The sequence below is a fragment of the Paenibacillus sp. 2TAB26 genome, assembly GCF_052115145.1.
Lineage (GTDB): Bacteria > Bacillota > Bacilli > Paenibacillales > Paenibacillaceae > Pristimantibacillus.
Genome location: NZ_JBFRGC010000030.1, coordinates 1 through 22,918, shown reverse-complemented (window position 1 = coordinate 22,918; position 22,918 = coordinate 1). Strand labels below are relative to the sequence as shown.

Below are 22,918 nucleotides of genomic sequence, written 5' to 3'. Positions count from 1 at the left end.
AGGAGGTATGCGAATTGGAATTTTGGATACGAAAAGCGACGATCGATGATCTTAAGCTTCTCTCTCAAATGAACAAAGAGCTTATCGAGGATGAAGGCAGCCGTAATCCAATGACTCTCGCGCAGCTTGAAGAGAGATTTCTTGGGTGGCTGTCAAGCGATTGGGAGATTTCATTGTTTGAGAAGGATTCTGCTATTTTAGGTTATGCGGTATATCAAATCAGGGAAGATGATTTTTATCCAGAGGAGTCAAATGTTAATCTCAGACAGTACTACATCGCTCGACTGCATCGGAGCCATGGTTATGGAAGCGCAGTATTAAAACAATTAGTCCGCGACTCATTTCCTAGCGGTGCCAAAGTAACGATTGATGTGTTGGCCTCCAATCCGCGAGGGCAACAATTTTGGACGAATTGTGGTTTTGAACCCTATTATACGAACATGCAGCTTAAACAATGAAACAGCGTACATGCAAGGCGCCAATTAGAGGGAATGCTCATTGATAAATATAAAAGAAGCAGCGGAATAAAATAGCGGAGTTACATTACAGCGATTGTGAAATCGTGTAAAATGATAAAGTTGAACAATCGGTCATAAGATCGATCGTGTGCCGCTTAGAACGGAGGAACATCCTTTGATTAAAATAGTAGGTTATACAAAACAAAAGCAATGGTTAACTGATTTAACGATAGAAGATCTAAACTCGCCTGAGCTTGACTGGTATTGGGTCGACTTTAGTAACCCGAAGGAAGAGGAGTGCAGACTACTCGATACCTTTTTTCATTTTCATCCGCTCGCTATTGAGGATTGCTACCATTTGCTTCAGCGGCCGAAAGTAGATCATTACGACGATATTCATTTTTTTGTGCTGCACGAAATTGAGCGTAAGACGTTGACCGTAAATGAAATCAATATGTTCATCGGTCCATCGTTTATTGTTACGTTTCATTATGAGCGATCACCAGAGATTGAGGAAGCTCAAACTAAGCTATTATCGAGCACGAAGATCGGCGACAAAGGCCAGCTATATGCGGCATATCTCGTAATAGACAAGCTGGTTGATCAATATTTTCCTGCGGTTCATGAGCTGGAAGACCAGCTTCTTGACATGGAAATCGGAAGCGGCGACGAACAAAGTCAAACGGCTATGAGCGATATATTCAACATACGTTCTAGGCTGCTGCGTTTGCGCAAAACGATTGTCCCCATGCGTGATTTATTGTATCGTATAACGAATTCCGATCGCATTGACGGGCTGAAGCCTTATATGGCCTTTTATCATGATATTTATGATCATTTGCTCAAATTGACTGAAATGATGGATTCAAGTCGAGAGATGACGGCAGATCTTCGTGACAGCTTCATTTCCTTTAACTCCAATCGGATGAACTCCATTATGAAAACTCTTACCGTTATCACGACGATCTTCATGCCGCTCACTTTTTTAGCAGGCATTTATGGCATGAACTTTCAAAATATGCCTGAGCTGGAGTGGACGTGGGGTTATTTTGCTGTCATAACGATTATGCTCGTCATCGGGCTTGGCATGTATGCTTGGTTCCGAAGCAAAGGTTGGTTTAAATGAAAGTTAAGGAGCTTGGAGAGCAATGGAAATGAAAGAACCTGCTCGGATGAGCAAAAAGCGGCTGTTCACCATAGTCGGCATTATGGCAGGCATTATGCTTGTACTCGTCGTGATGCTTTATTTAATGATTATTTCACTCGGAAATCGCAATGCGGTTAATCTCTCAAAGTCTGAGCAAGCATTGCATTACTCCTATTTTTCAAAGACTTCAACTAGTGGGGTAAAGCTGCACGTACTGCAAACAAAGCCCGCATATGTCACGCTTGAAACGATCAATACAAATGTTACCCTTACCGGGAAGGTCGGCATTAACGGCGGATTTTTTTACGGCAACCAGCTGTTAAGCATCGGAGTCGTGAATAGCATTCCGGTTAATAAGGAAATTGGCAATTTCGGAACGGGAAGCGAAAACGTAAAATATGCGCGTGGCACACTCGTTTGGGACGGCGCTTCTGATTCATTAAGCGTTCAAGTTGCAAGCCAAGCGTCCGAGATAAAAGTGAAGGATCACACACGTTTCTGGGCACAAGGCGGTATTAGCATGAGCTTAGGCGATGATGCACATTGGATTGAGCAGTCGGTTAAGGAAAATGCGCCGTTCCCAGATGACAATCGCTTGCGATCGGCAGCGGTGTACGATCAAGCAGGGGCGTTATATTTAATTGTTAGTGAAACGAAAAACTCGCTTGCTGTATTTAGAGAAGCGATTATATCAAGCGTTGGCGATGGAAAGCTGGTTGACGGCATATTTCTAGATGGTGACGGGTCGTCCCAGCTTTTTGGCAGCAAGGCATCGTTGCCTGGAGATAACAGACCGGTTGTACAAATGATCCGGATCGTAAAATGAGTTGAGATAAGATAAGGAGCAATCAGCATGAATCAACAGCAATTGCCGATTGATCAGGTATTGCCGGAACTGCTATTGGCTCTCCAAAGCGGTGTGAATGCGGTGCTGATCGCAGAGCCGGGAGCAGGAAAGACGACACGTGTTCCGCTTTCGCTGCTTGATCAGCCATGGCTGGGAAGCAAAAAAATAATAATGCTTGAGCCACGAAGACTCGCCGCACGTTCAGCCGCTCAGTTTATGGCAAAATCGATTGGCGAGAAGGCTGGTGAAACGGTTGGTTATCGGGTGAGATTAGATTCTCGGGTTAGTTCGCTTACACGCATTGAAGTGGTGACGGAAGGTGTATTAACGCGCATGCTGCAGGAGGACCCCGCACTCGAGCAGGTTGGGGCAATCTTGTTCGATGAATTCCATGAACGGCACTTGCATGGCGATCTTGGCTTAACGCTTTGCTTGCAATCACAGCAATTGCTAAGAGATGATTTACGTCTCGTTATTATGTCAGCGACGCTGGATGCAGAGCCGATTGCCGAGCTGCTTGAGGGTGCACCAATTATTAGCAGTGAAGGCCGGGTTTTCCCTGTTGAGACACAGTACATGAAAGCAAAGCTTACGGGACCTATAGAGCCCCACATGGCACGAACGATTATGGAAGCGCTCCTTTCGTTTGATGGAGATGTATTAGCGTTTTTGCCAGGTGTTGCAGAGATACGCCGCACAGCCAGATGGTTAATGGAGAGCGGCGTATCTTCATTTGCTCGAGTAGAGGAGCTGCATGGCAGCTTGCCGCTCGAGAAACAAGATGCGGCTGTTGCTCCATGTACTGATGGCGAACGCAAGGTTGTGCTTGCGACTTCCATTGCAGAATCAAGTCTGACCGTTGAAGGAGTTAAGGTTGTGGTAGACAGCGGCTTAATGCGAGTTCCCCGGTTTTCTCCAAGAACAGGCATGACTCGGCTGGAAACATTGCCTGTTTCGATCGCTTCCGCGGATCAGCGCCGAGGGAGAGCTGGACGGTTGGCTAAAGGTGCTTGTTATCGGTTATGGACAGAGCAAGAGCAAGTTTATTTGCCGAAACAGAGTACACCCGAGCTGCTTGAGGCAGATCTTGCTTCCCTAGCCCTTGAGCTAGCCATTTGGGGAATAAAAGATCCGCTGGAGCTTAATTGGTTGACGCCGCCGCCTGCAGCTGCTTATGAGCAAGCGGTTGCTTTGCTGAAAGAGCTAAACGCAATAGACGGTGACAGTAAACCAACAGCCGCGGGAGTGAAAATGGCACAGTTTGGTTTGCATCCGCGGCTCGGTGCCATGATTTTGCAGGCTTCAGAGCTAGGTTCTGCAAGACTCGCATGTGATGCAGCAGCTTTGCTAAGCGAACGTGATTTACTTCCACAGGAGCGCAATGTAGATGTGCAGCTACGGTTGGATTTGTTATATCAGCTGTCCGGAAAAGATGGCAAACTGCTGATGGGCGGCAGCTCCGAGCATCCCAGCAGAGGCGCAGTACGCCGAATTATCGCGCAAGCGGATCAATGGGAGCGGAAATTGTCAGCGCAAACCGCTGCCGAGACAGCTTTTGAAAAAACAGCTCAGCACAAGTCGCCTATTCCAATTGGCATTTTACTGGCATTTGCGTATCCGGACCGAATCGCTCAAAGGCGCAGCGATGGCCGATATTTATTAGCTAACGGCAGAGGAGCTGTACTGCCTGAACTTCAGCCGCTATCGCGTTCAGCTTATCTTGCTGCTTGCGAGCTCGATGATACAGGCTCCGAAAGCCGGATACGGTTAGCGGCTGAACTTCATCTAAGCGATATCGAGCATTATCTAAGTGGCTATATAACAGCTGAAGAGGTCGTAGAGTGGGATGCTGCTGCACAAGCTGTTCGTGCTAGAAAGCGATTGCGACTTGGCAGTATTGTGATGAAAGAAACCATTCTTCAGAAACCGGATGAACAACTTGTAGCGGATGCTTTGATTACTGCGATTCAGGAAATTGGATTTGTAATGCTGCCAATGAGCAAGCAAGCGCAGCAGCTGAAAGCAAGGATGAGGCTCATGGCGCTGGCTGGCGATGATTGGCCCGATGCTTCCGATGAAGCGCTGCTCGGCACGCTCGAAGAGTGGCTGAAGCCGCATCTATTTGGGATGAAGAGCCGTGCTGATTTACAGAAGCTCTCCATGCTTCAGCTGCTTGAAGGCAAGCTTAGCTGGAAGCAAAAACAGGAGCTTGATGAGCAGGTTCCTACCCATATCGTTGTGCCTAGCGGTTCTCGCATACCGATAGACTACAGTGATCCGGAGTCGCCTGTGCTCGCTGTAAGGTTACAAGAGCTATTCGGCCTTACGGATACACCACGACTAGCAAGGGGCAGGTTGCCGGTTACACTGCATCTTTTATCCCCTTCGCAGCGACCGGTTCAAGTCACGCGTGATTTGCGCAGCTTTTGGGAGAATACGTATTTCGAGGTAAAGAAGGATTTGAAAGGACGTTATCCGAAGCATTATTGGCCGGATGATCCTTACACAGCGATGCCGACGAATCGAGCGAAGCCGAGAAACACATAAGGGACTCAGCTGTTTCTGCCTAAGCACGAGAAATCTCCCTATTCTGAGAGGATGTGTGCCAAAGCAATGATCATTTATTTAGTCATACTATATTTGCTGTTTATAAATATTTACACGTTTGCGCTTATGGGCTTTGATAAGAAAAGCGCTAAGAAGCAGCGCAGGCGTGTTCCCGAGAAACGATTGTTTTTGCTGAGTGCCATTGGCGGTGCAGGCGGAACATGGCTTGCGATGAAAAAATGGCGTCATAAAACAAAACATCGCTCGTTTACAGTAGGAATTCCTTTTCTGTTTGTCTTAAATATATTGCTCATTCTAGGAGCTGCCAAGCTTATTGGAATGACTGTAAACTCTTGATTGCTTTGAGAAGCCTTCCTATGGTATATTGGGGCTTCTCTTTTTTTTCTTGCACACCACAAACTTAGGAGGTAACTGACATGACCGTTCAAAGTGCCTATCAAGAAGAGCAGGATCGATTAACCGAGTCGCTGAATGATATTGTAAATCAGCTTCAAGAAATTGGTCCACGCTACAAAGGCGATGATTTCACAGAGCAAATGCTCGATTTACAGCAAGAGGAACGTAGACTTAGACTTGAAATATCGAAGCGTGAGCCTTATTTCGGCCGCATTGATTTTCAAGAGTTGCCAGTGGGCGAAACAAAGCCCTTATATATTGGAAAAGCCGGTGTGGCAAAGCAAGGCAGCAATGAGCTGCTTGTCATCGATTGGCGTGCGCCAGCAGCAAGCTTGTTTTATTCCTTCACAGGCGGAGAAGCGCCAGCTTCTTATCAATCGCCTGACGGAGAAATTGAAGGATATGTCCATTTAAAGCGAAATTTCATGATCCGCCAGGGAGAAATCATTCGTCTGGTTGATAGTTATGTACGCGGCCAAGAAGAAGGCTCGGTAACGGATGAATTCCTTTTGTATCGCTTAGGAGAGAACAAGGATAATAAGCTGCGTGATATCGTTTCTACGATTCAAGGCGAGCAAGATCGTATTATTCGTGCGGATCGTAACAAAGCGTTGTTTATACAGGGCGTCGCGGGAAGCGGTAAAACGACCGTTGCGCTGCATAGACTTGCTTTCTTGCTTTATCAGTACGCTGATCGGATGCGAGCGGAGCGTATGATTATCTTTGCACCTAACCGAATGTTCCTAGACTACATATCCGGTGTATTGCCAGAGCTAGGCGTGGGTGATATTCAGCAAACGACATTCAGTGACTGGTCTCTTGAGCTCCTTGAGAAAACAGTAACTGTCAGCGATCCGTCTGAAACGATGGCTTATTGGTTCGAAGAACGCAGAACCGCTTCAGAAGTGGAGAATGCATCCGGACGTTTTAAAGGGAATCTCGATTTTAAAGCAATTATAGATGAGCGGATCGCTAACTTTGAGCAACGGATTGTGCCAACGACATCTTTTTTGCCAATTGACGGGCTTGAGCTGTCGCCAGAGCAAATTCGCGAGTGGTATGATACCGATTATGGCGAAGAGACGCTCATGAAGAAACGGGATCGACTGGTTAGTCGAATTCGTCGCTGGATGGAGTCCGAGCTTAAGATGAAGCGGATTGTTGATAAAAAAATAAGAGCGAAGGCGCTCACTAAGTTTAATAGCTACACCAAAAAAATTCCGGCCTATACCTCTTTACAGCTATATGCTTCGTTATTCAGCGGCAAACAGCTTGAGAGCCGTATTCCTAAGGTTATCGCAGCTGCAACTGCCGAACGATTAAAGAAAGAAATGGCTGCTGCGGAGGATTTGGCACCACTCGCCTATATCCAGCTTCAGCTATTTGGATTGCCGAAGCAGTTTTTCGATCATATCGTTATAGATGAAGCACAGGATTATTCTCCGTTTCAGCTGGAAGTACTGCGGCTGTGTCAAAGAACGGCATCGATGACCGTGCTAGGCGATTTGCAGCAAGGAATTCATGCCTACGCAGGCGTACAAAGCTGGACAGAGCTTACCGCTTTGTTTAATGAAGAGCAGATTGACTTTTATGAGCTCAATCGAAGCTATCGTTCGACAATGGAAATTATTGAATTTGCCAACAAAATTTTAGGAAGCATGATCGGTGAAGTCAAACCTGCGGTGCCTGTTTTCCGAAGCGGAGATGCCGTTCTTGCAGTACCAGTTGAAAACGATAATTGGTTAGCTTCCATTGAAGGTACTATCCGTGAATGGCAATCGAAGGCGGAATATGAGACGATTTCTGTCATTGGCCGTACAGCGATTGAATGCGAAGAAATTTATAACTTCTTGATTAAGCAAGGTTTGGATGCTTCGTTAGTGCAGAGCAAGCAACCTGCATATGGCGGCGGCCTGTCTGTAGTACCTGTCTACTTGTCTAAAGGTTTGGAATTCGATGCCGTTCTTGTAGCAGATGCGAGCGAGGAAGCTTATTCTGAGCTTGATGCRAAGCTATTGTACGTCGGATGCACGCGCGCCTTGCATAAGCTTAAGCTGTTTTATCGCGGAAAACTCACAATACTGCTGGGCGACGAAGCTTAATTTCGATATAATAGGCAGCAACATAACGTCTATCCGGAGGCTACTTATTTATGAACTGGGACGAATGGCTGCCGCCAGTATGGCTCTCTTTGAGAGTATCTATTATTGCTAGCATTATCGTTGCCATTATTGGAATGCTCGTAGCACGCTTCATGTCACGGCATTCTTTTAAAGGCAAAAGTATCATAGAAACCTTCTTCATGCTTCCGCTGGTCCTGCCCCCAACCGTCGTTGGGTTCATTCTTCTCATAACGCTTGGAAGAGGGAGCTGGATTGGTAAAGCGTACGAGTGGTTATTTGCTCAACCTATCGTTTTCTCATGGATCGCCGCGGTTATCGCGGCGGTCATTGTTGCGTTTCCGCTCGTTTATCAGACGATGAAGGTTGGTTTTCTTTCCGTCGATCGCCATCTTGAGGATTCTGCACGTTCAGCAGGAGCCAGTGAGCTGCAGGTGCTGAGATATATCACGCTGCCGCTTGCTAAACGATCACTGACTACGGCATACCTGCTAGGATTTGCTAGAGGCCTTGGCGAGTTTGGCGCAACCTTGATGATTGCAGGAAATATACCAGGTCGCACGCAGACAGTACCAACTGCTATTTACATCGCTGTTGAGACGGGTGAAATGGGAATGGCTTGGGCTTGGACGATAGCTATCATTTCGTTCTCTTTTGTCATGCTGCTGTTTACGGGACGCAAATTGGAACAATAATGTGAAGGACGAATCCGAATCCAGTTTTTCTGCGTATTACTTGCGGAGAAGGAGCGTGCCCGAAGATGCCTACTGTCATGGATTCACCAGAAAATTTGAAATCTGCTTTGCTTGAAATAGAGAAATGGGAAAAAGAACAGAAGGATTTATGGTTTTGGGAAAAGCTTGGGCGTTTGCCATTTATGCTGCTCGACAAAATTACTCCAAAGTTTATACAGGAAAAACTTGGACTTGCAGTGGATGAGATCGGAAGCTATATTCAAAATGGCGGGAAATATTTGATTTCGGAGCGTTCGGTTATTGATAAACTGCATCAAAATGCGGCTCAGAACGATGTGCTTCTTGGAGCCGATCATGAAGAGACGACCATTAACGATATAGCTAATATGCCGTTGTCTATTTTAAACTTAACTGCTGAGCAATTGGCATCCAGTCGTTCGAAAATGGCCACGCTTCAAGGGGCAACGACAGGAATTGGCGGCATTTTTACATTAGCGATCGATATTCCAGCAATACTCGGTTTATCGCTGAAGATCATTCAAGAAATTGCGATTTGCTACGGATTTGATCCAAAAAGCAAGGAAGAACGTGTATTTGCAGTTAAAGTAATGCAATTTGCTTCTTCAGATATTGTAGGAAAAAAAGCGATACTTGATGAGCTCAGTGCTTATGAGGAAGTGAACCGAAGCAATCAAATGCTGTCGCAGCTGCAGGGCTGGAGTGAAGTGGTTGCTGTTTATCGGGACAATTTTGGCTGGAAGAAGCTATTTCAAATGATACCTGTGGCAGGCATGTTATTCGGAGCGTTCATTAATCGGGGCATGTTGAATGATGTTGCAGAAGCAGCAACCATGCTGTATCGAAAACGCAGAGTATTGATAAAGCTGGGGGAAAATGAGGCGAAAGCATAATGACGACGAGCAGCATGAGAAAGACCATAGCCGAGCAAGCGATTGCTTTTCTAGGTGAAGCGTATTATGAGCTTGGAAAAACCGAAGAAGAAGCGAAGCGGCGAATTGATGAAGTGCTGAAGCAATTAGAGGATACTGGTTATTATACACATACGTATGAAGAGCTAAGGCATGGTGCAAAGATGGCGTGGCGGAACAATAACCGCTGTATCGGTCGATTGTTTTGGCAGACGCTGGAAGTATTCGATGCACGCGATATAGTGGATGAACAAGACGCTGCAAAACGAATCTTCCAACATATGAGCTATGCAACAAATGGAGGTAGGATTAGGCCAGCTATTACGATTTTTCCAGCCAGCCACTCCCAAAATAACGTAAGAATTTGGAATCATCAGCTTGTACGTTATGCAGGTTACCGCGAGGGGGAAGCTATTATTGGCGATCCTGCCTCCGCAGCCTTTACAGCTGTTTGTGAGAAGCTGGGCTGGAAGGGGGAAGGTAGTCGATTTGACGTGCTTCCGCTAGTCATTTCGCTTTCAGGAAAATCGCCTAAATGGTATGAACTGCCTAAAGAGAACGTGCTAGAGGTTGCGTTGACGCATCCTGAAAATCAGGAGTTCGAGCAGCTCGCATTGCAGTGGTACGCCGTTCCTTTTATATCCGATATGGAGCTTGAAATTGGTGGAATTTTGTATAAGGCTGCTCCTTTTAATGGATGGTACATGGGTACTGAAATCGGAGCGAGAAACCTATCGGACACCAGTCGCTATAATCAGCTGCCGAATGTTGCAAAGCTTTTTCAATTTGATATGTCAACGAATACTTCGTTATGGAAGGACCGTGCTTTAACGGAGCTTAATGTAGCTGTACTGTATTCATTCAAAAAGCAGGGCGTCAGCATTGTTGACCATCATACAGCATCGGAGCAGTTTCTACGTTTTGAGAAGCAAGAGCAGGAGCAGGGTAGAGCTGTGACCGGTCGTTGGTCATGGCTTATACCGCCTATGTCACCCGCTACAACGGGCATATGGCATCGCAGCTTTGATGATACGGAACGAACGCCTGCTTATCGAGCGCAAGCTGCTCCATATTAAGGAAATAATGTATGAAATGTAGTAAGATAAATAGAGGAATGTTAGCTCATGAATTGGGCTAATCTCCTCTATTTTTTTATTTTAAGCATGTGAAGTCGAATTTTGAGATGAACTGGCTTTTGCAGAGAAAATTATGAATGCCTGATTGTTTTAATAGGAGACTAAAAAAATAAGGAGGCTCTTTATGGGAAAATTTATTAGTCATGTACAGATTCCAGTGAAAAACTTGGAGGATGCAGCTTTATGGTATATTACCAATCTCGATTGTACGTTACATGCTAATTTCGGTGAATTTGCTATTATAGGCTTTAAGGAAGATAAAACACATATCTTTTTATGGCAGTCTTCAGATAAGGAATCATCAACGTTTACAGTTAACGGCGAACCGTTTCCGAGCATCGGTTTTCAGGTAGAGGATATGGATGAGCTTTGCAGAAAGCTATCTGAAGCTGGCGTTAAGGTACACGGTAACCCACAATCACCGCAAGGCGAGGAAGGAAGAAGGTTTTTGAAATTTTTTGATCCTGATGGCAATATGTTGGTCGCACATACTATCTAGGAATGTTAATTTTGGTAAACTGTAATCAACTGATAGACTTTTATTAGCTGGGGTATCATAACTTAATTACACAAATTGTTGAGCAGGCGCTAATCAGCCTGCTCTTTTTATTACCCTAAACGATTGCTAAGAAAAGCTTAAATCGAGCGAATCTTAGCAGGAGATCCTCAAAAATTACGCAACATAAAATTATGAATATACGTCGAAGTAGATGTGTGTACTTTTAATTTGAATGTTAGAGAGGCAGGGGTTCTTGTGAAAAAGTTTGTCTGCTTGGTATTGTTTATTACGGTTTGTATATCTGGTTGTTCCACAAAGTCTGATCCCGCAGCATCAGACCGAACTTCTGAAAATACTGTAGTTGAAGAAAATTTGCCATTGTCACAATTGCCAGTGAATGAAATAAAGGAAATAGTTATCATAGAACCTGATGGCATAGATTTAGAGCCAATGCCTAAACCACTAGCGACTCTTACCGAGAAAAATGAATTTCAAGCATTTTCAGATGCAATAAAAGATGCGGTTAGAGCTACAGGGGATGTTGTTGCTATCGGACCGAACTACGACATTGTCCTAAAATATACATCCTCTGAGCAACGATTTCGATACTGGAATAGCAAACCTCTAAAAATGATTACAGATCTTGAAGTACAAAAGTCATATTTCTTAAGTGAAGAAGCGATCAATCAAATTGATGAGTTAATCAACAAGCGGCTGACAAACGGTGTAAAGGATTAGGTTAACAATGATCTGAACAATTAACTGAACGAGGCAGTCGGTAGGATGACAGCCTTCCCGTGCTACTTTGAGATTTAGTTCGATTTATTTAAAGGGGAAGATGGAGGCATTACAAAGGTGAGGAAAAATATGAATATCGTACTACTCGGTATGTCAGGAGCGGGTAAAAGCACTTTAGGTGTGCTGCTTGCAAAAGCTTTAGGAATGGATTTTATCGATACAGATCTTGTTATTCAACAACAAGAAGGTAGGTTGCTGCAAGAAATAATTGATCATGATGGTATCGTCAAATTTATGGAAATCGAAGAGAAAATAGTTTCTGAATTGAAACTGAAAAACTGTGTTATTTCTACAGGTGGAAGTGTTATCTATTCAAATAAAGCTATGAATGCCCTGAAACAGGTTGGGCAGATTGTGTATTTGCATGTCCCATATGAAGAAATTCAAAAGCGGCTCATAAACATAACAACCAGAGGGATTGTAATGAAGAAAGGAAATAGCCTGAAGGACGTTTATGAGGAAAGATTGCCGCTATACATGAAGTATAGTGATAAAACTTTTGATTGCTCAAATAAGGATATCGAACGTTGTGTTAGTGAGATTATAGAGAGCATGCAGGAATAAAGGAGCGAAATAGCGCACCTAATGTTAACATGTATTACATAATTACTCGTGTAAGGGGAGTAGAAACAGCTTGAGGCCGTACGGGAGAATAATATTCATCTCATTTCGGGCCATGCTGAAGATGATTGCTATATCGTATTTTTAAGCTCTTTCGCCTGCATATCCAGCTGCCGCGCCGCTTCTCCGATGCTGATGAATTCATCGACAGCCCGTTGAATGCGCAGCTGGCTTTCCGCAACGACCTCTTGTGAGAGTTTGGTGCCGTTTACGACCTCATGAACATGGTTTACGATATCTTCCACATACCCATTTACTTCTTTGGTTGCTTCCTGGACTTGACCAGCCAGCTTGCGCACCTCTATCGCGACCACATTGAAGCCCCGGCCATGCTCACCGGCATGTGCAGCTTCGATTGCCGCATTTAAAGATAAAATATTCGTTTGCGAAGCAATATCGCGGATGGTACGAACGATTTTACGAATGAAGCTTGTTTGTTGTTCCAGAAGGTGGAGAACAGTCATATTATCGCTTGCACCTACAGCCACTCTTTCAATTGCCGCTTCCACTTCTTGGCTGTGTGATATCCCTTCTTGGGCACGGCTGAGCAGCTCCTCGGACATTTTTAGCAAATTTTCTGTCATCTGAGAAGTAGCCTGTTCGCGGGCATTAATATCGGTTGCCATTTTTAAAATCGCAATAACACGGCCTTCTTCATCTCTGACCGGCATGTAAGTGGCCTCCAGCCAGATTGCATTTCCGGTTTTTGTAATCCGCAAAATTTTATTCTGAAAGGGTAGTCCATTGCGCAAGTCTTCCCAGAGTTTGGCATACGCAGTGCTATTCACAAATTGTTGCGAACAAAATTGCTTATGCAGCATGCCTGGCATTTCTGAGGAGTGATATCCCATAGCTTGCGCAAAATTTTCGTTTGCCCATAAAACCTTCCCTTGAACATCGAATTCGATCATGGCGAGCGACTGCTCAATAGCTGTAAGAACAGCTCGCTTGTCCAATACCTGGGTAGTCATATGTAGCATGGTGTTACGTTCTGTCATGTCGAGATTCTCCTTCATTCGTTCGAATGCTTATAGTAAGCAAAAATAGCCTTCACAACATTCTACAAACATTGTACATGTTGTGCAAGATATTATTATCAAGGGTTTGAAATACACTTGGAACATGTTTGAAATTCTATCAGATTCAGTTGAGAGATTAATGTGATTGGTTCTCTCATCTGATGTCGCGAAGAGGCGAGATATGCTATTCTAAGTAGATGACATCAGCTTGTTTGGAGGAATTATAAACGTGGATTTTAATATGCAATATTTATCCTTTTTCGTTATTCATACCGATGGTGAAGAGAGTGCCTCATCATCAGGAAAACGGTTTAAACATTATCAGACTTTAGAAGAGGACACATATGAAGATAGTGAAATTCAAAGGTTTTTGGATGATGAATTTAAACGGATCGTCAAAAGAAAAGTAGAGCGCAATCCTAACTCAGCAGGCGCGCCAACGAAGATTGGACGATTTATGGTTGAGCCCGGTTATGAACTCGGCAGCAATCAGAACTACAATTTATTTCAGCGGCTGCGTGACGCGGATTCCAAGGAGCGCTTTATCGGCATTGCCGACGAGCTCGTTCGAATCTACATGGATACGAGTGCAGTAAGAGGAGGCGCATTTATTATTGCGTTATCCAAGCTTAATACGTATTTCGATGAGCCGTTTTTATTTTTGCTGAAATGTGATTTTGAGCCTAAGATTGCTCGTATTTCGGATGAAAAAAGCCTAATCTCCCAGGTGGAGATGGCGATATCTGCTCGCAGTATCAAATCGATTCAGTATCCGCATATGCCAGAGGAGGGCATGCTAGAGCATTGGGAGCTAAAAATTCATCAGGCGTCGCACGCTCGATATTTTGAAGATTTCTTAAAATATGTTTCTTATGAGAAGCCTTTGCCTGAGGTCATGGGTGAGCAAGTGGTGGAGATGGTTCATCAATATATTGCGGATAAGTGGCAAGAGGATGAAAGCTCGGAGCGCCGCGAGGAAGAAAATGCGGTTGAGGTGTGGGCGGCAAGTGAGAAGCGCGACCTTCAGGAGTGGTGGACGCCGGAGCAGGTAGAAGTTGCAGCAGCGGCATTAGTAGAGCAGAAGCCGGATTTACCTTTTACATTTAAACTAGGCGACGTTACAGTAAAAGGACTGCTTGCTGACTTTGGCGACAGCATCCATTTTGCCAAGCATAACGGACGTTACGTCGTCGTAATTGAAGGGGATTCCTTCCAATTCGATAAAGGCATGTCGCCGGTTGAGCTCGTCCAGCCGCTTGATCTGGTTGATGTTATGCCGCGTATCGGAAGCAAGAAGCCTGCTGAGGATGCGGATTCCGGATATAGCTACACCCCTGCTGGAGAAGGCTCAGGCAATAACGATGATGTTCCATGGTAAGTCATCTAGTACGTATGAAATTTCACTTTGAAGGAGAGGATATTTAAGTGGACAACTTATTTTTTATAGAAATAGGCATGGGATGCGATCTACACGGTCAAAATATTACAAAGGCATCGGTGCGCGCGGTACAAAACGCGATTCATCATAACTCGATGCCCGGACTGCGATCCGTACTGCCAGGAGGAACGCTTGATAACATGAAGGTGCGGGTAAGGCTTGCACTTCCTTGTGATCATGAGCTTCTTGACGTTGAGCAGGTGAAAGCAGTGCTGCCGTATGGACAAGTGACTGTAGAAGTCATACACGGCGGCATGCTGACGACTAGCGGTGTAGTACTGCCGGACAAAGATGATAAAAACGATTTGATTTACATCGTTAATGCATCGGTTGAGGTGGGCTACTAGTAGCATCTCCATTGCAAAAGGGAGAAGACGATGGTTTTAAAGCTTGCACTATTCGTATTATTGCTTGTATTTACAGCTTTTTTTGTCGCGACTGAATTTGCAATTATTCGCATGCGATCAAGCCGCGTCAATCAGATGGTAGCAGAGGGCATAAAAAATGCTAGAGCGGTTGAGCAGGTAACGAGCAAGCTCGATGGATATTTATCTGCCTGCCAGCTCGGCATTACGATTACAGCGCTTGGCCTTGGATGGTTGGGAGAACCAACGATTGAGCTTATATTGCACCCGTTATTTGATCGGATACATATCGAGGGCGAGCTAAGCTCGGTGCTTTCGTTTGTCATTTCCTTCATCATTGTAACGTACTTGCATGTCGTGCTAGGAGAACTTGCTCCCAAAACGTTAGCCATCATTAAATCGGAAGAAGTCAGTCAGTTTACAGCTCCAATTATAATCGTTTTTTATAAGGTGATGTATCCGTTTATTTGGCTTCTCAACGGATCTGCGAACTCCTTGGTAAGATTGCTGGGCTTAAAGCCAGCGAATGAGCATGAGGCTCATTCCGAAGAGGAAATCCGCATTATTTTGTCGGAAAGCTATGAGAGCGGGAAAATTAATAAAAGTGAGTATGGCTATGTAAACCGGATTTTTGCGTTTGATGAGCGGCTTGCGAGAGAAATTATGGTTCCTCGGACGGATATGGCCTGTTTGTATGTGGATCAAACTCGCGCGGAGAACCTCGAAATTATAATAAGAGAGCAATACACACGTTTCCCTGTGGCCAAAGGAAGCAAAGACAACATCATTGGGATATTAAATACAAAGCAATTTTTTCTCCGCTATGAAACAAACCGAGATATCGATGTAACGTCCTTGCTTCAGCCCGTTATGTCAGTTCCTGAAGTCATGCCGATCAATAAGCTGCTCCGCAAAATGCAGCAGGAACGCGTTCAAATTGCAATTCTATTGGACGAGTATGGTGGAACGGCGGGGCTCATCACTATCGAAGACATCATAGAAGAAATTGTAGGGGAAATCCGTGATGAGTTCGATGAGGATGAAGTGAAAGAAATCGAATACATTGAGCAGCAGCGTTATTTGGTTAACGGCAAGGCGCTAATTAGTGATTGGAACGAAATTGCAGGAACTGATCTTGAAAGTGAAGAAGTAGATTCAGTAGGCGGTTGGCTCTTTAATCAGAAGCCCGAGCTTCCTATCGGAGAGCCGTGGACCTATGGGAATATGACCTTCATTATTCGTGAACGTGACGACAATCGAATCCGAAAAATCGAAATTCATACCGATTTGATCGAAAATGAAATGGGAACCTACGGACATGCATAGGCTTGTATAGAGTGAGTAATTTTCAGTCTATTTCTAGGAGGAGATTGGGCGTTGGGCGATCTAATTAATGCGATTATTATGGGTATCGTGGAGGGCCTTACTGAGTTTTTACCAGTTTCATCAACGGGTCACTTGATTTTAACAGCGGAGCTGTTGAATTTTACAGGTGATCGAGCGAAAACCTTTGAGGTGGTCATTCAATTTGGCGCAGTGCTGGCTGTGCTTGTGTTATACCGAAATCGGTTTGCGAGTTTACTTAATTTCAAGGTAGGCAAAAATTCGGGTTTGAATGCTCTTCACATCATTATTGCAATGGCACCGGCGGGAGCTTGTGCTGTTCTGCTTCATTCGTTTATAAAAGGCGAGTTGTTCGTTGCTGAGAAAGTGCTGATTGGTCTTGTAGCGGGCGGAATACTGATGATTATCGCCGATCGTGTACGAAAGAAGCCGACTGCAGAGGAGCTTGATGACATTACTTACAAGCAAGCCTTTGCTGTAGGATGTTTTCAGATACTCGCATTATGGCCGGGCTTCTCGCGTTCAGGTTCGACGATATCTGGCGGCATGCTGTTTGGTGTAAGCCAGAAGGCTGCGGCAGAGTTTACTTTTTTAGTATCCGTCCCGATTATGGCTGGAGCGAGCGGAATAGACCTACTTAAAAGCCGAGAGTTTCTCACGATGTCGGATTTGCCTCTATTTCTAATTGGACTAATAGCTGCATTTGTTGTAGGTATGATTGCGGTCGTAACGTTCATAAACATGATGAAAAAAATTAGGCTTTCATGGTTTGCTTATTATCGTTTTGCGCTCGCAGCACTTTTTTATTTTATTATTTTATAAATGGAGAAAACACTGCTTTTCGACAAAATTATCGAGAATGATTTTCAACTACATATAATGTAGCAAATATTCGCTTGGATCAACTATCATTAATTTATATCCAATCGATCATTTTTTCTAATAAATCCGAGATAATCAGGGCAAATTGCCCTGATTTCTTTGTTTTGTGGATGAATAACGATCTTTTTCCATAAAATTGTAATTTAGGAGCATGAAATCATCGTTGATGGATTTGTCTGATTATGTTAGGTTAATAATTATTGAAGCACTACTGAAGCACTAATTTTAAGTTAACTATGAAAACTAATGATGATTTTATGTTTATGAGAGGTGGATATTGTTGCAACTTCAGGTAACGAACAGTCCTTTTAATCAAGAGCAAGTTGACCTTCTGAATCGCCTTGTACCATCACTAACGGAGTCTCAGCAAATTTGGCTCACAGGTTATTTGTTCGCTCGTCAAGCATCAGCAGGTCCGTTAACGATTAGTGCGGATGTGCACGCTGTCTCCGAGGGAGCAGCAGTTGCAGAAGTCATTTCGGCTATCAGTCAACCAGTGGTTTCCCGTGAGGTTACTGTACTGTTTGGCTCTCAAACCGGCAATTGCCAGCGGGTAGCTACCAGCTTATCGCGCAAGCTGGAAGAGCAGGGTCTGCAAGTAACACTTGCGCCAATGAACAAGTTTAAGACGAATAATTTGAAAAAAGTCGAAAACCTGTTTTTGGTTGTCAGTACTCATGGTGAAGGAGAACCGCCGGATAATGCGAAGAGCTTCCATGAGTTCCTTTACAGCAAGCGAGCTCCACAGTTAGAAAACGTAAGCTTTTCTGTCTTGTCGCTTGGCGATACGTCGTATGAATTTTTCTGTCAAACGGGTAAAGACTTTGATCAACGTCTTGAAGAGCTTGGTGCAAAACGTCTTGTTCCTCGTGTAGATTGTGATCTCGATTACGATGAGGCTGTTGCTGGCTGGTCAGCAGAGGTTATCAGCTCATTAAATGATCGTTTGAATGCTGCCTCGGGAACGACTGCAGCTATAGCGCAAACAAGCAGCGAAACAACGCCAGAACAATCCGCCTATTCGCGAAACAACCCTTTTAAGGCTGAAGTTCTTGCGAATATTAACTTGAATGGCCGAGGCTCTGATCGGGAAACTCGTCATTTGGAGCTGTCGCTTGAAGGCTCTAATTTACAATATGAACCAGGGGATAGCCTTGGTATTTATCCGGAAAATCATCCAGAGCTAGTGGATGCAATTATTAAGCAAATGAATTGGAATGCTGAAGAAGTTGTTCCGGTCAATAAGAGCGGTGAGCAGGGCTCATTGCGTGAAGCTCTACTTAAGTATTATGAAATTACAGCTCTAACGAAACCGCTGATCACGCAAGCAGCCGAACTGACTTCAAACTCAGCACTTCGTGAACTGCTAGCTCAAGGGCAAGAACAAGCGCTTAGAAGCTACATTAACGGTCGGGATCTGCTTGATTTATTGCAGGATTTTGAGCCTTGGCAAGGAAGCGCAAAACAATTTGTTACTATCTTGCGTAAGCTGCCTGCAAGACTTTATTCCATTGCCAGCAGTTTTAAAGCGAATGAGGATGAGGTTCATCTTACCGTGAGAGCTGTTCGTTATGAGTCTCATGGTCGTGAGCGTTATGGGGTATGCTCCGTCCATTGTGCAGAGCGTGTACAACCAGGCGACAGTCTGCCGATCTATATTCAACAAAATCCGAATTTCAAGCTGCCTGCGGATACGAATACTCCGATTATTATGATTGGTCCAGGTACTGGTGTTGCTCCATTCCGTGCATTCCTTGAAGAGCGCGAGGAAATTGGCGCAGAAGGAAAATCATGGCTATTTTATGGTGATCGCCACTTTGTTACGGATTTCCTATATCAGACCGATTGGCAAAGAATGCTTAAAGACGGCGTTTTGACCAAACTTGATGTGGCTTTCTCCCGTGATACGGAAGAGAAGGTATATGTACAGCATCGTTTGCTGCAGAAGAGCCGTGAACTATTCGAATGGCTTCAAGCCGGCGCTTTTGTTTATATTTGCGGTGATGAGAAACATATGGCACATGATGTGCATACGGCTCTATTAACTGTCATTGAGCAAGAGGGCGGATTAAGCGCTGAGCAAGCGGCAGCTTATTTGAATGATATGCAGGATCAACAACGCTACCAACGTGATGTTTATTAATAAATAGATAACAACATGAGTACTTGAATGATTGCGAGAGGAGACAGCAACAATGGCGAAAGAGCAGTTGGTAAAACCTATCGGTGGACCGCCGAGTGAAGTTGAGCATATCAAAAGCGAAAGCAACTATTTGCGCGGAGCATTAGTAGAAACGATGAGCAATCCGATTACAGGCGGTTTACCTGAGGATGACAATCGGTTGTTGAAGTTTCATGGAAGTTATATGCAGGATGACAGAGATTTGCGCAATGAACGTGAAAAGCAGAAGCTGGAGCCGGCATTTCAATTCATGATCCGGGTGGTACTGCCAAGCGGTGTAGCAACCTCTGATCAATGGCTAGCCATGGATGAATTAGCTCACAAGTACGGCAACGGGACTTTGCGTCTCACGACACGTCAAACGTTCCAAATGCATGGCATTTTGAAATGGAATTTGAAGCCTACGCTTCAAAAAATCAATAGCGAGCTGATGACAACACTTGCTGCCTGCGGTGACGTCAATCGGAACGTTATGTGCAGTCCAAATCCTTTTCAATCGAACCATCATGAGGAAGTAAGCTACTGGGCACGTCAAGTGAATGATCATTTGGCACCGCGTACTCGCGCTTATCATGAAATTTGGTTGGATGGAGAAAAGGTAATTGATGGTAAAGAGGATGGGGCGGAAGTAGAGCCGATCTACGGACCTGTATATTTGCCGCGTAAGTTCAAAATTGGATTTGCGATTCCGCCTTTTAATGATGTAGATGTATTCTCTCAAGACATCGGCTACATTGCAATCGTGGAAGATGGCAAGCTGAAGGGCTTTAACATTTCCGTTGGCGGCGGTATGGGGATGACACACGGCGATACAACGACTTATCCGCAGCTTGGTAAAGTGATTGGCTTCTGTCCGCCGGAGCGAATTGTGGAGCTTGCCGAGAAGACCGTTATGATTCAACGTGACTATGGCAACCGTTCGGTTCGCAAAAACGCGCGGTTTAAATATACGATTGACCGACATGGAATTGAATGGTTCAAAACCGAGCTGCAAAACCGTCTTGGCTGGCAGCTTGAAGAGGTGCGTCCTTATCAATTCCAAAATAACGGAGATCGTTATGGCTGGCTAAAGGGAAGCAACGGCAAATGGAATTTGACGTTGTTTATCCAAAGCGGACGTATAGAGGATCAAGAAGGCAACCCGCAGATGACGGGTTTACGCGAAATCGCCAAAGTTCATACTGGCGACTTCCGCATTACTCCGAATCAAAATCTTATTATTGGTAATGTTAGCAGCCAGAAGAAACGCAAAATTACGGAGCTAGCAGAGCAATACGGACTTACGGACGGTACGCAGCACTCTGCGCTGCGCCGAAGCTCATTATCTTGTGTTTCGTTGCCTACTTGCGGTCTTGCTATGGCGGAAGCAGAACGTTACCTTCCAACACTGATCGATAAGCTGGAGCCGATTATTAATGAAGCAGGACTGCGTGACCAGGAGATCAACATTAGGATGACTGGATGCCCGAACGGCTGCGCAAGACCAGCGCTTGGAGAAATCTCATTTATCGGCAAGGCACTCGGCAAATACAATATGTATATGGGCGCGGGCTATGCAGGTGATAGACTAAACAAGCTTTACCGAGAAAATATCGACGAGACCGAAATTCTCGATACTTTAAAACCGATTATTAATCAGTATGCGAAGGAACGGGAAACGGGCGAGCATTTCGGAGATTTCGTAATCCGTGCGGGTTATGTAAAGGCTGTTCATGATGGTCAACAATTCCATAACTAATATAAGTATAATTTAAGCAAAAGAAGACTAGGGCGATATGCCTTAGTCTTCTTTGTTATGAAGAGCACGATGAATCATCGATGAAATAAGATTGACCCTATTCATTAAATGTGTTAATTTGGTAAAAATCATCGGAGTGGAGCGTGCTTATGCTAAAATCAGCGATATTAATTAAACCAACGATCGAATACCGCGACGCGTATATATCCTTTTATGAGGACTGGATAAAGAGCGGTGAAGATATGGTGCCGTGGGTCATTGAGAGAGAACCGGAAGATTTTAATGCCATGATAGATTTTTTGTATGCTGAAGATACTGAATCCAAAATATCAAGCAGTGATCGTGTTCCTCATTCCACTTATTGGCTCGTTAGTGAGGACAACTTAATTGTAGGAGCGGTTAATATTCGGCATCGCTTAAATGAAAAACTGCTCAATCAAGGCGGCCATATCGGATATGGCGTTCGTCCATCGGAGAGAAGAAAAGGGTATGCCAATATCATATTATCAAATACGTTGGAGCTGTTAAAAGATTGGGGCCATCAAAAAGTGCTAGTTGTTTGTGATAAAGGGAATATCGGCTCTGAAAAAACGATTTTAAAAAACGGTGGCGTGATGGAATCAGAATTTGTAGAGGAAAATGGCAATATTATTAATAGGTTTTGGATAGACCTATAATCAATGCAGCTAGCTATTCTTGTCAGAAGAAAAAAAAGTTCTAGACTGAAAAATAAAGTGTTAGACTGACGATGCTTCATGAAGCGAACGGGCAGGATAGTGCAACTTAGTGAATATGTTTATGATTATTAAAGGAAGAGCCTAAAAATAAAGGGGGTGTGTAATGAAGCGAAAAATTACTGTTGTACTTACTGCATTTGCAATAATTCTAAGTGTATTCTCTATTTGGTACTTGATACCTAAGCAGTACTCAGAGACCATCAATGGTGTATATTATCAATTAGGAACGGAAGAAATAACCGAGCGTATAAAAGTACATCTTGATGGGAAATTGCAAAATCATATAAATGGAAAAAGAAGCTTTAAAGGTGAAATTGACTTTGAAGGAAGTAAGGTTCCTCAAATTCCTAAAGATAGAACAAAATTAGAGTTGCATTACGATGGTCATAATTTTACAACCATTTTTTCCGCTTTTCGAATCATAGATGATAAAGGTAGAATAGAGCCTAATATTTTTACATACGGTTGGGTATATACTGATGATAAATTCTCTGAATTTACAATTAAAGTTATGAATGATGATGGCCAGTGGTCCCCATCAAACGGATATATGATTACAGCACCAGCGAAAGACAGGCAGGAAGCAATGAAAAGGTCCCAAGGGTTAATCAAGGAGTTTGAAGAAGAAAGTAGGAAATGATTGAACTAACGAAGAACGATAGTTGAATAACGCACATGAAGAGCAGGCGCTTAGTGGCCTGCTCTTCTTATTAAGCTCCCTCAGAGAATAAGGTTTTTCTCACGAATACTCGCGAATTCGCAGGATTTCACATATAGATTTAAATAGGAGTTTAAATGATTACATAACATGGGCTAGGCAGTTCCGTTTGAGGGCATGCGGGAATAGAAAGTGTTGGTCTATTTACAACATCTTCCTCAGAAAGATTTGCTGCACGCCTCTCTCCACAAGGTCCTTGGGATTCACTCTCCCAAATCTCAACGGGTCTAAGCCCTTACATTCCTTCGTCCTATCTTACCAAGGTGTGGAGTCCGATCAAC

Annotated in this window: 21 protein-coding genes; 20 read left to right on the top strand and 1 reads right to left on the bottom strand. The window is 44.1% G+C overall.

The window, feature by feature from the left end:
* The first annotated feature begins 14 nt into the window (after window positions 1–14).
* The 12 genes from AB4Z50_RS28420 (at window position 15) to AB4Z50_RS28365 (ending at window position 12,157) form a co-directional block, all read left to right on the top strand.
* Window positions 15–458, top strand: coding sequence for a GNAT family N-acetyltransferase (locus AB4Z50_RS28420; protein WP_441884658.1), 444 nt, complete (start codon window positions 15–17; stop codon window positions 456–458).
* A gap of 175 nt (window positions 459–633) precedes the next feature.
* The gene (gene corA, locus AB4Z50_RS28415; protein ID WP_441884656.1) at window positions 634–1,584 is read left to right on the top strand and encodes a magnesium/cobalt transporter CorA; all 951 of its coding nucleotides are present in this window, start codon (window positions 634–636) and stop codon (window positions 1,582–1,584) included.
* Window positions 1,585–1,606: 22 nt separating this feature from the next.
* Window positions 1,607–2,431, top strand: coding sequence for a hypothetical protein (locus AB4Z50_RS28410; RefSeq protein ID WP_441884654.1), 825 nt, complete (start codon window positions 1,607–1,609; stop codon window positions 2,429–2,431).
* Between the two features lie 27 nt (window positions 2,432–2,458).
* A complete protein-coding gene (gene hrpB / locus AB4Z50_RS28405; protein WP_441884652.1) occupies window positions 2,459–4,999 on the top strand; it encodes an ATP-dependent helicase HrpB in 2,541 nt (846 codons plus the stop codon).
* A 66-nt stretch (window positions 5,000–5,065) separates the two neighbouring features.
* Window positions 5,066–5,356: a DUF1294 domain-containing protein gene (locus tag AB4Z50_RS28400; protein WP_339209079.1), complete on the top strand. Its 291-nt coding sequence runs from the start codon at window positions 5,066–5,068 to the stop codon at window positions 5,354–5,356.
* Window positions 5,357–5,436: 80 nt separating this feature from the next.
* A complete protein-coding gene (locus AB4Z50_RS28395; protein ID WP_441884649.1) occupies window positions 5,437–7,518 on the top strand; it encodes a HelD family protein in 2,082 nt (693 codons plus the stop codon).
* Window positions 7,519–7,568: 50 nt separating this feature from the next.
* Window positions 7,569–8,231, top strand: a complete 663-nt coding sequence (modB, locus tag AB4Z50_RS28390) for a molybdate ABC transporter permease subunit (protein WP_441884647.1) — start codon at window positions 7,569–7,571, stop codon at window positions 8,229–8,231.
* 77 nt (window positions 8,232–8,308) lie between these two features.
* Window positions 8,309–9,142, top strand: coding sequence for an EcsC family protein (locus AB4Z50_RS28385; RefSeq protein WP_441884645.1), 834 nt, complete (start codon window positions 8,309–8,311; stop codon window positions 9,140–9,142).
* Window positions 9,143–9,156: 14 nt separating this feature from the next.
* A complete protein-coding gene (locus AB4Z50_RS28380; RefSeq protein WP_441884643.1) occupies window positions 9,157–10,236 on the top strand; it encodes a nitric oxide synthase oxygenase in 1,080 nt (359 codons plus the stop codon).
* Window positions 10,237–10,420: 184 nt separating this feature from the next.
* Window positions 10,421–10,795, top strand: coding sequence for a VOC family protein (locus tag AB4Z50_RS28375; protein ID WP_441884641.1), 375 nt, complete (start codon window positions 10,421–10,423; stop codon window positions 10,793–10,795).
* A 255-nt stretch (window positions 10,796–11,050) separates the two neighbouring features.
* Window positions 11,051–11,533, top strand: a complete 483-nt coding sequence (locus AB4Z50_RS28370; RefSeq protein WP_441884639.1) for a hypothetical protein — start codon at window positions 11,051–11,053, stop codon at window positions 11,531–11,533.
* 129 nt (window positions 11,534–11,662) lie between these two features.
* Complete coding sequence (locus AB4Z50_RS28365; RefSeq protein WP_441884637.1) at window positions 11,663–12,157, top strand: shikimate kinase; 495 nt, start codon at window positions 11,663–11,665, stop codon at window positions 12,155–12,157.
* Between the two features lie 128 nt (window positions 12,158–12,285).
* Here the strand turns inward: AB4Z50_RS28365 and AB4Z50_RS28360 are convergent, their stop codons facing one another.
* A complete protein-coding gene (locus AB4Z50_RS28360; RefSeq protein WP_441884635.1) occupies window positions 12,286–13,212 on the bottom strand; it encodes a methyl-accepting chemotaxis protein in 927 nt (308 codons plus the stop codon).
* Window positions 13,213–13,462: 250 nt separating this feature from the next.
* Between AB4Z50_RS28360 and AB4Z50_RS28355 the strand changes: the two genes are divergently transcribed.
* The 8 genes from AB4Z50_RS28355 to AB4Z50_RS28320 all read left to right on the top strand — a co-directional run bounded on the left by AB4Z50_RS28355 (window position 13,463) and on the right by AB4Z50_RS28320 (window position 22,559).
* Window positions 13,463–14,611 (top strand): DUF3900 domain-containing protein, encoded by a 1,149-nt coding sequence (locus AB4Z50_RS28355; protein WP_441884633.1) that lies wholly within the window; start codon window positions 13,463–13,465, stop codon window positions 14,609–14,611.
* Window positions 14,612–14,658: 47 nt separating this feature from the next.
* Window positions 14,659–15,018 (top strand): Lin0512 family protein, encoded by a 360-nt coding sequence (locus AB4Z50_RS28350; RefSeq protein ID WP_076269289.1) that lies wholly within the window; start codon window positions 14,659–14,661, stop codon window positions 15,016–15,018.
* A 30-nt stretch (window positions 15,019–15,048) separates the two neighbouring features.
* The gene (locus AB4Z50_RS28345; RefSeq protein ID WP_441884631.1) at window positions 15,049–16,362 is read left to right on the top strand and encodes a hemolysin family protein; all 1,314 of its coding nucleotides are present in this window, start codon (window positions 15,049–15,051) and stop codon (window positions 16,360–16,362) included.
* 51 nt (window positions 16,363–16,413) lie between these two features.
* On the top strand, window positions 16,414–17,202 hold the full coding sequence (locus tag AB4Z50_RS28340) for an undecaprenyl-diphosphate phosphatase (RefSeq protein ID WP_441884629.1): 789 nt from the start codon (window positions 16,414–16,416) through the stop codon (window positions 17,200–17,202).
* A 340-nt stretch (window positions 17,203–17,542) separates the two neighbouring features.
* Complete coding sequence (locus AB4Z50_RS28335; RefSeq protein WP_441884756.1) at window positions 17,543–19,405, top strand: assimilatory sulfite reductase (NADPH) flavoprotein subunit; 1,863 nt, start codon at window positions 17,543–17,545, stop codon at window positions 19,403–19,405.
* Between the two features lie 52 nt (window positions 19,406–19,457).
* Window positions 19,458–21,182 carry an assimilatory sulfite reductase (NADPH) hemoprotein subunit gene (gene cysI / locus AB4Z50_RS28330; protein ID WP_076269293.1) on the top strand — a complete coding sequence of 575 codons (1,725 nt, stop codon included), beginning with the start codon at window positions 19,458–19,460 and terminating at the stop codon, window positions 21,180–21,182.
* Between the two features lie 149 nt (window positions 21,183–21,331).
* Entirely contained in the window at window positions 21,332–21,859 is a 528-nt protein-coding gene (locus AB4Z50_RS28325) for a GNAT family N-acetyltransferase (RefSeq protein ID WP_441884626.1), read from the top strand.
* Between the two features lie 163 nt (window positions 21,860–22,022).
* Window positions 22,023–22,559: a hypothetical protein gene (locus tag AB4Z50_RS28320; RefSeq protein ID WP_441884624.1), complete on the top strand. Its 537-nt coding sequence runs from the start codon at window positions 22,023–22,025 to the stop codon at window positions 22,557–22,559.
* Window positions 22,560–22,918: the final 359 nt, after the last annotated feature.

What these genes read in the sequence shown, in the direction of transcription:
- AB4Z50_RS28410 (WP_441884654.1), top strand. Translation starts at nt 1,607, where the DNA reads ATGGAAATGAAAGAACCTGCTCGGATGAGCAAAAAGCGGCTGTTCACC.
- hrpB (WP_441884652.1), top strand. Translation starts at nt 2,459, where the DNA reads ATGAATCAACAGCAATTGCCGATTGATCAGGTATTGCCGGAACTGCTA.
- AB4Z50_RS28400 (WP_339209079.1), top strand. Translation starts at nt 5,066, where the DNA reads ATGATCATTTATTTAGTCATACTATATTTGCTGTTTATAAATATTTAC.
- modB (WP_441884647.1), top strand. Translation starts at nt 7,569, where the DNA reads ATGAACTGGGACGAATGGCTGCCGCCAGTATGGCTCTCTTTGAGAGTA.
- AB4Z50_RS28385 (WP_441884645.1), top strand. Translation starts at nt 8,309, where the DNA reads ATGGATTCACCAGAAAATTTGAAATCTGCTTTGCTTGAAATAGAGAAA.
- AB4Z50_RS28380 (WP_441884643.1), top strand. Translation starts at nt 9,157, where the DNA reads ATGAGAAAGACCATAGCCGAGCAAGCGATTGCTTTTCTAGGTGAAGCG.
- AB4Z50_RS28375 (WP_441884641.1), top strand. Translation starts at nt 10,421, where the DNA reads ATGGGAAAATTTATTAGTCATGTACAGATTCCAGTGAAAAACTTGGAG.
- AB4Z50_RS28365 (WP_441884637.1), top strand. Translation starts at nt 11,663, where the DNA reads ATGAATATCGTACTACTCGGTATGTCAGGAGCGGGTAAAAGCACTTTA.
- AB4Z50_RS28360 (WP_441884635.1), bottom strand. Translation starts at nt 13,212, where the DNA reads ATGACAGAACGTAACACCATGCTACATATGACTACCCAGGTATTGGAC.
- AB4Z50_RS28345 (WP_441884631.1), top strand. Translation starts at nt 15,049, where the DNA reads ATGGTTTTAAAGCTTGCACTATTCGTATTATTGCTTGTATTTACAGCT.
- cysI (WP_076269293.1), top strand. Translation starts at nt 19,458, where the DNA reads ATGGCGAAAGAGCAGTTGGTAAAACCTATCGGTGGACCGCCGAGTGAA.
- AB4Z50_RS28325 (WP_441884626.1), top strand. Translation starts at nt 21,332, where the DNA reads ATGCTAAAATCAGCGATATTAATTAAACCAACGATCGAATACCGCGAC.
- AB4Z50_RS28320 (WP_441884624.1), top strand. Translation starts at nt 22,023, where the DNA reads ATGAAGCGAAAAATTACTGTTGTACTTACTGCATTTGCAATAATTCTA.